11 protein-coding genes are annotated in these 14,605 nt (G+C 65.5%); 8 read left to right on the plus strand and 3 right to left on the minus strand.

The genetic code is table 11. The features are described from left to right. Positions 1 to 35: 35 nt before the first annotated feature. Both WMF11_RS38190 and WMF11_RS38195 read right to left on the minus strand, forming a co-directional pair. Entirely contained in the window at positions 36 to 1,676 is a 1,641-nt protein-coding gene (locus WMF11_RS38190) for a hypothetical protein (RefSeq protein WP_437979376.1), read from the minus strand. A 20-nt stretch (positions 1,677 to 1,696) separates the two neighbouring features. Beyond that, positions 1,697 to 2,923, minus strand: a complete 1,227-nt coding sequence (locus tag WMF11_RS38195; protein ID WP_437974285.1) for a hypothetical protein — start codon at positions 2,921 to 2,923, stop codon at positions 1,697 to 1,699. Between the two features lie 122 nt (positions 2,924 to 3,045). On the opposite strand from WMF11_RS38195, the gene WMF11_RS38200 reads away from it, so the two are divergent. The 3 genes from WMF11_RS38200 (at position 3,046) to WMF11_RS38210 (ending at position 5,911) form a co-directional block, all read left to right on the plus strand. Next, positions 3,046 to 4,176 carry an RNA polymerase sigma factor gene (locus tag WMF11_RS38200; RefSeq protein ID WP_437974286.1) on the plus strand — a complete coding sequence of 377 codons (1,131 nt, stop codon included), beginning with the start codon at positions 3,046 to 3,048 and terminating at the stop codon, positions 4,174 to 4,176. A 120-nt stretch (positions 4,177 to 4,296) separates the two neighbouring features. Beyond that, the gene (locus WMF11_RS38205; protein WP_437974287.1) at positions 4,297 to 5,148 is read left to right on the plus strand and encodes a helix-turn-helix transcriptional regulator; all 852 of its coding nucleotides are present in this window, start codon (positions 4,297 to 4,299) and stop codon (positions 5,146 to 5,148) included. A gap of 199 nt (positions 5,149 to 5,347) precedes the next feature. Continuing rightward, positions 5,348 to 5,911: a sigma-70 family RNA polymerase sigma factor gene (locus tag WMF11_RS38210; protein ID WP_437974288.1), complete on the plus strand. Its 564-nt coding sequence runs from the start codon at positions 5,348 to 5,350 to the stop codon at positions 5,909 to 5,911. Between the two features lie 118 nt (positions 5,912 to 6,029). Here WMF11_RS38210 and WMF11_RS38215 read toward each other — a convergent pair whose 3' ends face one another. Next, on the minus strand, positions 6,030 to 7,268 hold the full coding sequence (locus tag WMF11_RS38215; RefSeq protein WP_437974289.1) for a ParB/RepB/Spo0J family partition protein: 1,239 nt from the start codon (positions 7,266 to 7,268) through the stop codon (positions 6,030 to 6,032). Between the two features lie 1,001 nt (positions 7,269 to 8,269). Here WMF11_RS38215 and gapS1 point away from each other — a divergent pair. The 5 genes from gapS1 (at position 8,270) to WMF11_RS38240 (ending at position 14,604) form a co-directional block, all read left to right on the plus strand. Then, positions 8,270 to 9,769 (plus strand): GapS1 family protein, encoded by a 1,500-nt coding sequence (gene gapS1, locus WMF11_RS38220; protein WP_437974290.1) that lies wholly within the window; start codon positions 8,270 to 8,272, stop codon positions 9,767 to 9,769. An 84-nt stretch (positions 9,770 to 9,853) separates the two neighbouring features. Further along, on the plus strand, positions 9,854 to 10,891 hold the full coding sequence (locus WMF11_RS38225) for a DUF2806 domain-containing protein (protein ID WP_437974291.1): 1,038 nt from the start codon (positions 9,854 to 9,856) through the stop codon (positions 10,889 to 10,891). 252 nt (positions 10,892 to 11,143) lie between these two features. After that, positions 11,144 to 12,040, plus strand: a complete 897-nt coding sequence (locus WMF11_RS38230; protein ID WP_437974292.1) for a hypothetical protein — start codon at positions 11,144 to 11,146, stop codon at positions 12,038 to 12,040. A 117-nt stretch (positions 12,041 to 12,157) separates the two neighbouring features. Next, on the plus strand, positions 12,158 to 12,967 hold the full coding sequence (locus WMF11_RS38235) for a DUF6602 domain-containing protein (RefSeq protein ID WP_437974293.1): 810 nt from the start codon (positions 12,158 to 12,160) through the stop codon (positions 12,965 to 12,967). Positions 12,968 to 13,740: 773 nt separating this feature from the next. After that, entirely contained in the window at positions 13,741 to 14,604 is an 864-nt protein-coding gene (locus tag WMF11_RS38240) for a tyrosine-type recombinase/integrase (protein ID WP_437974294.1), read from the plus strand. The last annotated feature ends 1 nt before the right edge of the window (position 14,605 follow it).

The following is a 14,605-nucleotide window of genomic DNA, read 5'->3' on the forward strand; positions in this document are numbered from 1 at the left end:
TCTCCCTCGAAGTCGTGTCGTGCATGGGGGGACATTCAATGGGGCGGTGGGGGATCGGGGACTTCGAATTGACGGTAAGGCATGGAGTCGCCTTGCAGGCCCTTCCCGACATGGTCATCAGGCGCTGCATTGCCGGCGAGACCCCCATCCCCACCTCTTCCGGCCGTTGCAGGGGCGTCCGGACCGAAGGCCACGTAGGCGCCGACGGACGCGACGCCATACGAAGGGCCGCCGAGGCCACCTCCGGCATCGCCTCCGCGGCCGCCATTGCCTCCCCCGCCACCTCGGCAGCCGTCCCACATGTTGTTATAGCCGACTCCACCCCAACCGCCCCCATGCCCAACGCCCCCCGGTTGGCCCGTCCCGCCAACCCCACCGCCGCCGCCGTTGCCCGCAAACACCTCCGTGCGCTCGAGCGTCAGCGCGCTGCCCTGCAACGCCATGATGCCGATGCTCGCCCCGCCATAGCCGCCGCCCTTGCCTCCCTGGCCGCCGCAGCCCCCGCCTCCTCCCGAGCCGCCGGCCGCCCCGGCCTGAGGTCGGCCCGCCGGGCACGCCATCATCTCGCCTCGCGATTTGCTGCCGCCGCCGCCGCCGCCCCCCTGGCCGACGCCGCCCTTCTTCCCGTCCTCACCCCGGACGCCGATCCAGCCATCGATGCTGAGCTGGCCTATGCCCAACGCGCCGGCTGCGCGACCGCCATCAAGGCCGTCCATCCCGTCTTCGCCATCATGGCAACCCTCGCTCCCCGCGCCAGTGCCTCCAAGGCCCTTGCCTTCTGGATTCTCCGCGGGCACCGGCTGCCCCGCCGCGCCATCGCCCCCCGATTCAATGTCGCCGTAGCCCCCAGGTCCGCCCGTCGACTCGATGCCGTCGTCGCACACCGTCACGACGGGGAGAGCACCTTTCGCGAAGTCCGCGGTGCAGGCGTCCGCGCCGTCGTTCCCCCGCACGCCGCCGTTGGCCGGTTCGCTGCGCGCGTCCTCTCCGGGCTCCCCGTCCTTGCCGTTGCCCGCGATGATCTTGCTGTCCCGCACGATCGCCCTGGCGCTGGAGCTCAGGATCATCGCGATCGACGACTTGCCATCGTCCGCGGACGCATCGGCCGCCTCGACGCGCACGCCGAAGATCACAGACTCCGCGTCGTCCCCCGCGAGTTCCGCATCCTTCACCCCGAGGACCCGCAGCGGGATCCCCCCCGGCGGAGCGATGATTGTCGGGTGATCCGGTCCGCCAAACGACCCCTCATACGACCAATCACCGTCGTCGTCACAGAAGCGGCTGCCCCAGAGGTCGACCCCGGAAGGCAGCGTGATCTCCTCCTCGAACAGCCCGCCGCACGCATACACGCGCCGGGTCGCCGCCTCGCCGTTGCCTCGTCCGCTCGCGGCGATCCCGATCGCGTGTTGCAGGGTCTTCACCGGTGCGTCCTTCGTGCCAGGGCTCCTGTCGTCACCCGACAACGGGCTGACGAATACGCCGCACTCGTCCAACGCCATTGTCGTCGACGGGTCGCCATCACAGAGAGTCGGCTCAGGCGCAGGGGCGCATTCCATCACTTCCCAGCAATCGTCGCGGTACGAAGTGCAAGCTAGCAGCGTGCTGCTCGCTCCCCACGCACAGACCACGACAGCAGCGGCGGCGGCCAACGCTCTTCGGCCTTCCTGTGGCCGCATCCCCTCGCTACCCGGCATGGTCACCACACCCCCTCGATGCTCACGCCCGTCTCGTGCCCGGTCACGACGGGCGATACATTGACCCGATCCTGAGCTGGCGTGCGGCCCAGGAAGGAGAAGTCGGTGAAGAAGGACGCGGCGGTGGCCGCGCCGATCACACCGCCCGTGATGACGAGGGCCGTGCCCACTCGGTCGGACAGATTGCGCGCATCGCGCAGGCGCCGCAGCTCGCCGCACGGCGAACGCGCTGGCGCTTGCCAGCACATGGACGAGCTCGCGCTTGGGTCGCTCTTGAGCTGGTCCCTTCGAGCGCTCATATCCTGGTCGAGCTTGCTGGCGCTGATCATGAGGATGGCGCCTGTCGATACGGTGCCCGTCGCGAGCGTGATTCCCACGACACGCAGCGTCCCCGGCCAGGAAGCCCACGGGCTGAGGGCCTGCCCGCGCGGAGCGGGCAAAGCGCGCACGGGAGTCGGCGTCGCAGTCGCGGTCCCCTTGGCGCTGCTCGCCTCCTTGGTGCCGCTCGCCGCCGCACACAGCAACGGCATCGTGAACTCGTGCTCCGCGCCTGCCACGGCGCGAAAGTAATGAAGCGCGTCCTTGCAGCCCGGTGCACGGCCCCGCACCATGTGTTGGCCTGGCTCGAAGAACAGCGTGTAGGTCCGCGCGGTCCGGCCGATGCGCTTGCCGTCGATGAGCACCTCGGCGTCGGGCGGATCGACGCCGAGCACGAGCCGCGCGACGTGCGGCGCTGCGTTGCGCTGCCCTGCCTCGAATCGCTGCTGGAGCGCTTCTGGCAACGCCTCGCGCTGTTCGAGGCTCCTGGCCAGGTGCTCGGCCGCATCACGGTACTTGTGCAGCGCAAGCTCGCAAAGGCCGAGCTCGCCCGCGAGCTCCGCGCGCTCCACCTCGGTGCTGGTCGCCGCGTCTGCGGCCTCGAAAGCCGCCTTATAGGCAGCATATGCCTCGGTCCACAGCCCGGCCTTGCGCGCTCTCCGACCACGGCGAACATGCTCTTTCACCGTCGACCCGTCGCTCGGTCCCGCCTTCGGATGGATATCGTCCGCGCTGGACGAGTTCGGGAAGCCTGTTGCAGCCCCAATCATGAGCAGAATCGAGAGCGAATGCGCAGTGGAACGCATCCAGCGACGGTACTGACGCCGGCTGCTCGGCGTCAACCGGCAGGAAACCGCCACGTCTCGGCGGTTTTGGCGAGAATTGGCGGTCGGATGACGGAATGCGTTCATCCATCCGCCAGGCCCGGCCGGATGTGGTCCATGCAGCCACAAATGGGCACACTATCCGACCGAAGTTGCTCCTCCACTCAATTTTCTGAACCCTTTGGGCCGCCTCAGGTGTGCTGCTTACCGTGGCCAAGCCAGCGACCGTCTCCCTCGGCTTCGAGCTCTTCCGGCGCCTGGCCAGGCGCCACGGTGTCCCGGCGCGAGACGCCGAGGACGTCGCCCAGGAAGCGCTGCTGCGGGGGTTGGACGCCGACAAGCGGATCGAACCTGGCGGCGACCCGGGGCCGTACCGCGTCACGATCGCCGTCAACCATGCGCGCAATCACGTCCGTGACGCGCGTGGCCGCGGCGAGATACTGACGTCGTTCGATCAGTGCGAGATCCGAGATGAGTGCCTCACGCCGGAAGAGTTGCTCCGGAGACGGCAGCGGGAAAAGCTCGCCCGGGAGCTGATCGACCAACTCGAGCCCAAGTACCGGGATCTCGTGATCAAGCACGACCTCGAGGACATCCCGCTCGCCCAGATCGCCGCCGAGCAGGGGATCCCGCTCGACACCGTGAAGACGCGACACCGGCGGGCGCTCGAGGAACTCGAGGTGCAGGGCGGACGGCGGCGGGCGCGGCAGCGCTCTCATGGATGGGACGACAGCGCGTGCGTGCCGGTCGCGTTGGGGTTCGGCCGCCGCGCGTCGTGGGTGGCCTCCCTGCGCCGTTTCGGCATGAGGATCCTCGTTCAGGCCGCGCTCGTCCTGCTGACGGGCGCGCTCGTCTCCGCCGTGCCGCCCTTGCCCGGCCTGGAATCGTGGACCGGGGCGGCGGCGGTCCGCGCCCCTGCCACCGCGCCCGCGGAGCGGGACGCCGTGGCGCCCCCCGCGCGAGGTGGCGCCCACAGCGCCGCGGGTCCCGCCGGCGGAGACGGGGCGCCGGACGCAGCGGCGCCCGCCGCGGCGATCGCGCACGAGATCTCGTCGCGCACGGAACACGGAAGCGCGCACGACGAAGCGATGGCGATCGGCGCGCCCGCGCCCTCGGACGCGAAGGCGACAAGTCACCGGGCCGCGCCTCCGGCGAGCGCCGTTCGAGCGACCGCCAGCGAGGTCGAGAGGAGCCTGGTCGACCAGGCGCGGAGGGCCATCGAGGCCAACGACGTCATGGCCGACGTCGAGGCTCGCCGGCTGCTCGAGGCCCACGCGCGACAGTTCCCGCGAGGGCGGCTCGCCGCCGAGCGCGAAGAACTGTTCAGACAGCTTCGCTGAATCGTCGGCTACCCATCAACAACTCGGCAGGCGGGGACAACGGTGCTGCTTTCGCGCGGCGCAAGGCCGAGATCCGCCTTGTGTCGGACAAGAACGCTCACGTCCAGGAGGCGAAAGATCATGGAAGACATGCTGGGTGCGATGTGGCTCGTGTCGCCGCTCGGGCTCGCGATGATCGCGTGCGTCGCGATCGGCTTCGCGGTCACCGCGCGCGAAGCGCTGGGACGAGAGCGCGGGCTTCGCGAAGCGCGCGAGCACGCGCATGACGACGACGAGGCAGCCCTGACCGATGCGAAGGAGCAGGCAGCGGGGGAGCGTGACCGATACCGGCGACTTCTGGACTGTCACGTCGATGCGGCGCTCGCAGGGCTGACAGACGCTCGCGCGCGCCCCGTCCCGTGGCCAGGAAGGGTCCTCGAGTCGTTCTGCGCGACGATGCCTTCGTGGAGGAGAAAGCTGGCCGAGAGCACCGGGTTGGAGCCGCGGGAGGTGGAGCGGCTGCTGAGGAGCGAGCTTCCTATGACACCCGGTCTTGCTCGGCAGTTGGAGGCCTTCACCGGCACGCCTGCTCGGTACTGGGAGCGCCTCTGGCGGCTGCACGACGACCACCCGACGGACGCCGAGGAGACTGTGGTGATCCAGGTCGGCGAGGCCTTGACCAAGCGCGAGAGCTCGGCGCCGCCGACTCCGCCCACGATACCTGCCCGCGCGCTCGACGTTCCTCCGCCTGTGGTGCCGTCTCCCGAGCTTGCGGCCAGGAGCCCGCGCGCGAAGCTCCCACCGCCTCCACAGCCGTGCCTTAGGTCGCCGCTCCCCGTCCGCGGAAGCGGGGGAGGACCAGCCACGCTGACGAGCTTCCCGGTACAGCGCGACGAAGGGGGGGGGGCGAGCTCCCCCAACGGGGCCGATTGGGAGGAAGCAGAGCGATCTCCGCTGAACACGACACTTCCGGGACCAGGGAGCCATGGATGAGCGCCGCCGCGCCTCGCAGCTACACGCCATCAGGAGCCTGCTGGCGACCATGCCACCGCTCCGGGAACTGAGCAGCTACGGCTGACGTCATCCTTTGGTCGCGGACGCCTACGGGGAAGTCCTCGAGCCGGTGCCGCATGTGTGCGGACACGCGGCATCATCAGATTACGGGCGATTGCTCGCGGGGGACGGTGAAGCCATGGATCGTCCGTCGAATGAAGACGAGCGCGCCGCCGCGTGCGCGCGCCTGTTTTGCCCGGCGGTGGTCCGCGCCGTGCTGCGCTGGCTGGGGAGGCTGGGGGTCCCACCGTGCCATCGTACCGACGTCGCAGGCCAAGTCTGGCTCAACGCCTGGGAGAGCTGGCCCACGTTCGATCCGAAGCGTGGAAGACCGGAACGCTGGTTGAACGCGATCACCGTACACATTGCCTCGCACTATCGCGAGCGTATGCAGCACCGAAGGGAGGAGCTAGTCGATTTCATCGATGTGGCCGATCCAGCACCAGATGCCGCTTCTGCGATGGAATCTGACAGCGTCAGATCGGACGTCATCGATGCGGTGAACGAGCTCGATCCGCAGCTGCGCTTTGTTCTCGTGGCACACGATCTGGATGGGATCCCGATGGCCCGGGTGGCAGAAGACGCGGGGCTACCTCTCTCTACGCTCTACAAGCGACGAACAAAGGCCATCGGTGCGCTGCGCGACATCATGGGGCTTCGGGTAACCATCGAGAACTTCGCCCGGAGAGCGGGGTCGCAATGAGCATCAAAGGCCTGGTTGTGCACTTCCGGCGCGACTCGGACGACCATGAGGCCGAGCGAACCATCGGCGCTCTCATGATGATTAAAGGGGTCATCAAGGTGTCACCTGTCGCAGCCGGTTACGAAGACGACCTGAACCGGCAGCGGGTCAAGCGCGAGCTGCGCGACAAGATCCTCGCGCTTCTGGGTAAAGAATAGGCGTCGAGCTCGGCTCGAGCGCCGCCGAGCCGAGCTCGTTCGGCCTCGGGCGGCAGCGGAAAGAAGTCGCGGGCGACGCGGCGCAGCACCAGGCTCTCGCGCCGATCTATGTCGTCGAGCCCGTGGTGCGTCGCGATCCGCACCGCGGCGAGCAGCAGCTCGCACGGGTAGTCACGCATCCTGATCGCCAGCCTGCGCAGGGTGCGCAGCGACCGGCCGTGCCGCTTGAGCAGCGCGACAAGCGCGATCACCTCGTCGCCGCCGCGCGAAAGCTCGCGCTCCTCGGGGGACGGCGCGTCGCGCGCGAAGACCTTCTGGCTGCGCGGCGGGCGGTGCTCGGGCACGGTCACCCGCGCGTCGAGAGCTTCGCGCCGGCGGCGACGAGCTCCTCGTGCACGCGGACGCGGTTGTGCTTGCACCGCGGCACGAGCTCCAGGCGCTGCTCGCGATACGGCTCGGCCTTCTCGGCGCGCGCGATCTCGGGCACGTCCGCGGTGCCCGCCGCGAGCACCTCCTTGACCGGGCCGCGCGAGATCCCGAGCGCTCGCGCGATCGCCCGCGGGTCGTGGCCGTCTTAATTCGGCATTCGCGCCGAGCCACGCGGCGTGCACGATCGCCACCTGCCGCGTCGTCAGCAGCAGAGACGCCACCGCGTCCGCGAGCCGCTCGCCGTCAGCCCGGTTGGCGCGCGCTAAGGGCACCAGGCATTTCATGGCCGCGTGCGCTCCGAGCGTGCCCGCGCGCACGCGCGCCTGCACCGACTCGGGCAGCTCCTCCACCAGCGATAGACGCCGGCTCACCCAGCTCGGCGTCCGGCCGAATCGCTTGCTCAGGTCCTCCCCGCTGAGGCCGAATCGCTCCCCCAGCTCGCGCAGAAACCAGCCCAGCTCGAGCGCGTTGTCCGCGTCGCCCACGCGCAGCATCCGCTTGAGCAACAGCGCATCCGCCTGGCCCAGAGCCCACGCCGTTGCCCGCACTGCGTCCTGCCCCAAGCGACGAAGCAGCCGCACCCGCTTGTAGCCGTCGATCACCAGGGGCTGCTCGGACGAGGCCAGGCTCACCACGACGATCGGCACCTGCTGTCCGACCTCCGCGAGCGACGAGAACAGGCGCCGATCCCGCACCGGGCTGCTGCTGCGACGCTCTTCGTAGCGCAACATCGAGCTGGTGGAACTCCAGATCCATCGGGCCCCGGAGCCCCGCTGCTCCGGGGCGCAGGCCAACCCTCGCACACCCCGGATCGGGGTCTTTTCGGCGTCCCCCGGGGCGTCCGCCTGTTTCTCATGAAGGATCCATCACTTGCGCCTTCGCCTGGCCTTGCGCGGCGCCGATCAGGACTCAGCCGAATAGCCAAATGAAATCCGCACCTTGGACCCCGCACTCATCTTGCGCGATGTCCCAGGGAAGTCGGTCAAGCGGCGGCGGCACCCGCAGCGGCGCAGGCGGCGGCCACGCCATCGCCGTCCGCTGCTCCAGCCACCGCGCTACGAAGTAGTCAGGGTTACGCTCCGACCACGACGCCTACGTTTTCTTCCGCCTCGCCACCTGGCACGATGGCGACGAGCACAGATGCTGCCGATCGCCAACGCGAGGATCAGGCTGGAACCACGGACGGCAGACCCGGCACGGCCGCGCGCGACGCATCCCGTGAGCGTCGCACCTCGCCCCCCCGTCGCGGCCCGCGCGCTCACCACCGGTTCGATGCCGAACGCGCCGGCGGCGCGAGCGACGCGACATCCGGCCGCCGGGGGTGGACCAGTTTTCGCAACCAGAGGCGGGTAGATTCTCGACCATGAAGCACGTGCTGAACCGCGGCGGCCTGGCCGTCCGCAGCCCGCTCAACGGCCCCCTTCGGACCGAGGTTGTGAACGGACCGGTATGTGTCCGGCAACCTTTCGATGAGGCGGCTCGCGCCGTGTCACCCATGCGCGACGCCTCCGGCTGCGCGTCCGCCGCGCCCCCGGCCCCCGGGAAAGGCGGCGACTGCCGCCGGTGGTAGATGGATCTACCCTATGGCGCTGGACCGCGCTTGGGCCTTGCGGCGCAGAGCCGATCCGTGAGACTTTCGTGGGGGGAGATCACAGAAGGCGACGATCTAGACAGACCTGGTCCGGCGGCTTCGGTTGACCAATCGACTGATAATTAGGCACACGAGAGCGTTATGCTGCTGAGTCAACAACTGCGAGACAAGCGCTATGCAAAAGTTGCAAAGCGTGTCCATGACGCTATTCGACTGTACTCAGGAACCGAACTGCTCGCGAACGTTGTCTCAAGGATCCATCGGCAAAAAGAGCGAGACGTCGACGAATGGCGAGCTCAGCCCCCTTGGCTGCTCCTCCTCCTTCTCAAGTGGATCATCTTGTATGGTTCCTTTGGTCCTATAATACTCCGCCGCGTCACCGATCAGGAAGTCGACAAACTCGTGAATCTAATGCACGGCGTCGACAATGCGTCGAATCAACCGAAGGAGCACGATAATATTCGTCTCTTCATGCGTGCCATTGCCTATCAACAGTTTCTCTTTCAGGATCCGATAACGCTCGCGAGAATTGCACGCCAGGCACTGCTCTTTCGAGACCTCCCCTCTGCACATCCACTTGGGACGATGTTTCTCGCAGCGAAGGGCGTCACTCTTGATGATTGGATCGAGCTTTCATTCATGCTAGCTTCTGGATTTTTGTCTTCTCCGCGAGCCACTATTCGCGATTCGTACTTCGACGGTGTTCGCAAGCGGCACAGTTCCGAAGTGACATCGGCTTTCCTCAGCTCGTACTCGCGTACGCTTCCAGAGCTCCGGCAATACCTCCAAGGAGTCACCTTACACAAGCCACAGGAGTTCAGGGAGCGTTCACCCATGCTGGCCTTCCCGCTCCTCCGTCGAGCGGATGACTTGCTCTGCTTTTCGCCGCAAATACTCCTCAAATCAATTGAGGACCACATATACGACACCCTCCGCGCTGCCGACACCGAGCGCTTCATGAAACACTTCGGGCGCCGTTTTGAAATTTACGTTCGGGGAGGATTGCAATTCCTGTGCGAAGATTTCATCGACGAGAAGCAGCTACAGTCCACTTTCGGCTCTGGAAAGGTTACAGATTTCGCCCTGATCCGTGATCGCAGCGTACTTCTGATAGATGCCAAAGGCGTTGACATCGGATTTCAAGGCATGACCACTCCGAGCGCCACCACCGTGGTCAACCGGACTCGGACATCTATCATTAAAGCATTGATTCAAGGCGAAGAGTGCGGCCGCCGAGTGCTAAAACAATTGGGTTCGCGAGAGCTGTTTCTTCTCGTTGTCACCTACAAGCAGCTCTACTTCGGAACTGGCGCCGACTTCGTTAGTTCGATTGGGGCGCAGCGTATTACACAGGAGGGCTATGACCCGACCACGGCAGCGCTTCGACCGGAGAATGTTTACTTTGTGGCGATTGACGAATTCGACCACCTCATGTCGGCGCTGCATCATGATGGTGTGGCGCTAACTAACTTCATCACTCAGACACGTGACCTTGACTCAGATCCTGGCAGCAAGAGCTACGTCATGAAAATGCACTTGGTGAAGCGACATCCGACAGCAGGGTTTGCACCCATGTATCTTCAGCATGAATTCGACGCAATGATGAAGCGGATTTCTGAGGCATTCGATGTTGACGCCTGACTTTGCACTGAACCCGACGGCGCTTCGCGCCGCGGGTTACCGCAACGTTAGGCACGCGCGGCTACTGCGCCAGAGGACTTGCCGATGACGAATGAGAACGAACCACAGTCAGCGAACGAGGACGAGTCAGCTGGCGGTGCCCTAGCCACAGTCGGCGACGTCGTTGCGGACCTGGTGACCGGCGCTTCAATCCCGGCGCCCATTCGCAGGAATTTGTTCCAGGCGTTCGGGCAGCTCTGCAGCGCGGCGATAGATGTACCGATCGCGTATCTTGAAGGCGCAGCGGCGGAAAAGCGGGCGGAGGCTCAGGCTCGCGTCAAGATCATCTCGACCGGTGCAAACCAGATCGCCGCCCAGATGAAAGTTGATCCAGAGTTCGCTCGCGTTGCCGTTAAAAAGTACGGGCAAAGGATCATTCGCGAGCAGGTCAATCTCGATCAGGTTGCTGCGGTTGCTGCCCGTGAGCTCAAGCAGTTGGACGCCGGTGACCAGAAAACAGCGGGGTCTGATGAAGTCCCTCCGATTGATGACGACTGGCTAAACGCTTTCGAGAAGGAAGCATGCCAAAAGAGCACCAAGGAAATGCGGGAGCTGTTCGGGCGAATCCTTGCTGGCGAAATTCGCAAACCATCCTCGTTCTCGATCAGAACGGTGAAGTTGATGGGTGAGCTTGACAGGCGTGCCGCATCGATCTTTCAGCGCTTGGCTTCGCTCACCATCTCACTACGAATGCAAGGTCAAGTCATTGATGCGCGCGTGGTTTCCTTGTCCGGGAATGCCGCACAAAACTCGCTTCAGGATTACGGGCTTTCGTTCGGCAACCTGAACGTACTGCATGAATTCGGCCTGATTATCCACGATTACAATTCCTACATGGACTACCGCGCAAGCGTAGCGATCGCTGGCGGCGTGGGGTTCCCATTTACCTTTCAGGATCGTCAGTGGGTATTGATCCCAGAGGAGGAGCGAAGCCGCGAGGAGCAACTTCGCGTGAATGGCGTGGCGCTCTCGGCTTCAGGGAAGCAGCTGCTGGGAATTCTCGATCCAGCTCCCGATGTGAAGTATTCGGCAGCATTACAAGAATTCTTTCGCCGGAGGAAGCTCATTATGACTGAGGTATAGGAGCGTGTTGCGAAAAAAGCGGAATCACCCTCCGCAGACGACCGAGGCGGTGCCTAGCTCAGCGTTGCTGACCGACGTGGCCCTCGCTACGCTCGGGTCCACGCGGCAGAACGCCAGCCGTTCGGCGGGCGGAGGTCGCGGGTGAGTGGCGTAGAATGCCGTCGTGTCGAACCAGCACGCGGCCCCGACGAATGCGCCGGGTAGCTGCGCTGGCCGTGCAGCGCGCCATGTCGGATGCGGGAAAGGTTCCAAATGGCAGACCTCACTTTCATCGAGAACACGAAGCTTGAGAAGTTGCTCGGGATGGGCGGCGGCTACGTGCTGGACTTCTCGAACAGGACTCTTGAGGAGTTCGTTCTGCAGAGCGTTCGGAAGAACATCTACGACGAGGTCTACAACTACGCCTCTGGCTCGAAGGCGAATCGCATTCGTGCGTTCTGGGATCGCGAACCCAATAGGGTTGTCGGTAAGCTACTCGCTGACCTCCTGGAGTACCGCGAGTTCAGCAATCCGAGTCGCGACGAGGAGAGCAAACGCGTGTACCAGGATTGCTGCCGTATTGCTGAAAGACTCGCTTCGGGCTGCGCCGTCGGGCAGGCTTCCGCGACCACTTCGGAGCCAGTTCTTGTGCGCCCCTCCGCGCGGGAACAGCACTTGCTGGCGCTAAGCCAACTCAAGGCCGAGTTGGATGCGCTTTTTGTACAACCGGACCGCCAAGAAGCTGGTCTGAAGCTAGAAAGACTGCTCAATCGCCTTTTTAGCCTGTTCAATCTGGCGCCGCGAAGCCCCTTCGAACTTGTCGGTGAGCAGATCGATGGATCCTTCGAGTTGGACCACGAGGTTTACCTGCTGGAAGCGAAGTGGGAGCGGAAGCCATTGCGCGAGAAGGAACTGCTTGTATTTCGAGGCAAGATTGAGGGCAAGTCTTCCTTTACCCGCGGGATGTTTGTTGCCATGAATGGCATCACGCAGGAGGCGGAGGCGGCGATCCGAGTCGGCAAGCAGCCCACCTTCTTCGTAATCACGGGCCACGACCTGAGCATGATTCTCTTGGGTTCCCTGCCCTTCGATGAGTTTCTCCGGCGCCGTCGCCGGTTGCTTGCAGAGGAGGCGGCCGTGACGGCACACTTCGACCGAATTGCGCAATAGAATGGATTATACCCGGGCCGCCGAACAGCGGCCTGCACCCGACGGGGTGCAGTGTCGCGCGAAGCGAGGCTCCACGCCCCGCGCGTGAGGCCCCAGCCGTTAGCCAGAAGGGCACCTATGCGGTTTCGCGATCCCCCCGATGTCACCAGCCTTGAGCACCTTGCGGATCGTTACGCGGCAGAACTCTCGGCACAGTTCCGAACGCTTAGCCTATTCGTAAGTCATGCTGGCGAGGTTGGGCGTACCCACGAAGTTTTCCTCGGCCAAGTGTTATCCCGGTTTTTGCCCGCAAAGCTCCGCATCGGGACCGGCTTCGTGCTCTCTCCCGAGAGCGTGACGCGGCAGCAGGACATCATTGTCTATGACTGGCAGCGCTTACCCCTGCTGCTGACGATCGGAGACTGCGTCGTGGTAGACGCCGACGCCGTTGCAGCGACGATCGAGGTGAAGACGGTCATTCAGGGGAAATCGCATCTCTCCGATATTGTGCGTCAGCTTTCGTCGCAAGAGGCTGGCGGCTCTCGACGCGCCGTCGGGGTCTATGCATGGGAAGGGCCCAGCCTCGAGTCTGCTACCGAATGCTTCTGGAGCGTTCTCCGCGATCGGCCTGAGATCGGACTCTCACCACTACCCGATTTTGTGTATGTGCGTGGGAAGTACCTGTTGATGCCCAACCACGATGGCCGCATAGAGACTCCGCCGCTTCGTGTGATGCGGCTCGGTGATGGCAATGCCAGCGAGGGTACCGGTCTCTTGGGACTTCTGGCCCACCTGTGGTTGTGCGGCATTCAGAGCTATGCGGTGCGCCCCTGGTGGCTGGAGGCCTGGGAGCGCCAGCGATCCTCTCTCTTTGAGCTGATTCCGTGGCCGAGCGACCTTCAAGCGCTGGCCGACGCCAAGTTGACTGCACTTCGTGGATCTGGCTAACCCGCTGCTGCTGCTGCCGGCGCCGCTTCGCGGCGCAGCAGAGCCGCAAGTCGTTAGCGGACCGCGCTGACGTGGCTCGGCCTCTGCGGAGCTCCGCATCTGTCCTATCCGGGCGCCTCGTCAATGCCGCCTGCTACCATTGGCGCGACCTTGCTCGCTCCTCCGGAGCTGGCGCCAGGCCGAGCAGCCGACCGATCGCCTCGTGAACGACCCGAGCCGCAACGTGGTCCCCGAGGGCGAGGGCGCAGCTGAGGGCGTTGGCGAGCGCTGCGAGCACGACGGCGCGAGGCGATGGGTCGACCTGCGCGAGCTCCCCGGACCCCGGGCTCGCCGGTTGGACCAAGCCGCTTCGCGGCAGCTCCTGTCCCTGCTGAGGTCGATCGCGACGACGACCGCGACCGCGATGAAAACGCCGCCCTCGCGCCCCGCGTAGGCCTCCACGAGACCCTGGGAGCGGCGGCGCTCGGGGCCGCGAGCGAGCTCGATGCTGACGAGGTGCAGGAGCTCGGCGTGAGGCTCAAGAAGATGCTGCGGGCCCTGCTCCGTTAAGCATTGCGGATACCGAGCCGCGATTTCCTGCTGCGGCTCGGCTCCTTGTCTTCGCTGCGGTTGTGACGGCACTCATTGCTGCCGCAGCGTGGATTTTGCCGGTGTTCATTGCGAAAAAAAACGCCCGGCGCAGCGCAGGTCTGGCCGCCCGCCACCGCATTCCCTGCCCACCCTGCCGTTCGCGACGCCCCTGCCCGGGCGCCGCGTCCACCAGGAGGGCAGCGATGGGACAGCTCCGCGATCGAATGGCCGAAGACCTGAAGCTGCGGCGATACAAGCCGTCGACATGCGACAATTACCTCCGCTGCGCACGGGCCTTCGTAGCCTACCACCGCAAGCCGCCGCAGCAGATGGGTCTCGACGAGGTGCGCGCGTTTTTGCTCTACCTCGCCGAGCAGCGAAAGATCGCGGAGGCGACGCAGCACCAGTACGTGGCGGCGATCAAGTTCCTCTACGCCACCACGCTCGGGCGTCCGGAGGTCGCCGTCGCGATCCCCTGGCCGAAGGTGCCCCAGAAGCTGCCGCCGGTCCTCAGCGGCACCGAGGTCGAGGCGCTGCTCAACGCGATCGGCTCGGTCAAGCAGCGCACGATCGTACTGACGGCGTACGGTGCCGGTCTGCGGATCGATGAGGTCTGCTCGCTGCGGGTCGAGGACGTCGACAGCAAGCGCAACCTCATCCACGTCCGCAATGGCAAGCTCGGGCGTGATCGGTACGTGATGCTCAGCGCCCCCGTGCTGACCGCGCTGCGCATCTACTGGCGGGCGGAGAGACCGGCTGGACCGGAGCTGTTCCCGGGTCGCAAGCAGGGCTCGGTCATCTCGCACGAGGCGGTGCGCAACGCGCTGCGCGAGGCGGCGAGGCGCTGCAAGCTGCACAAGCGCGTCACCCCGCACGTGCTGCGGCACAGCTTTGCCACCCACCTGCTCGAGCTCGGCACCGACATCCGCGTCATCCAGGCCCTGCTCGGCCACCGCTCCATCCGCACCACCGTCCGCTACGTCCGCGTCAGCCAGGCTCACGTCGGTCGCACCCGCAGCCCGGCCGAAGTGCTCGGCACCCAGGAGGCCAAGAAGAAGCTCGGCTGAG

The sequence above is a fragment of the Sorangium sp. So ce295 genome (assembly GCF_051527405.1).
Lineage (GTDB): Bacteria > Myxococcota_A > Polyangia > Polyangiales > Polyangiaceae > Sorangium > Sorangium cellulosum_B.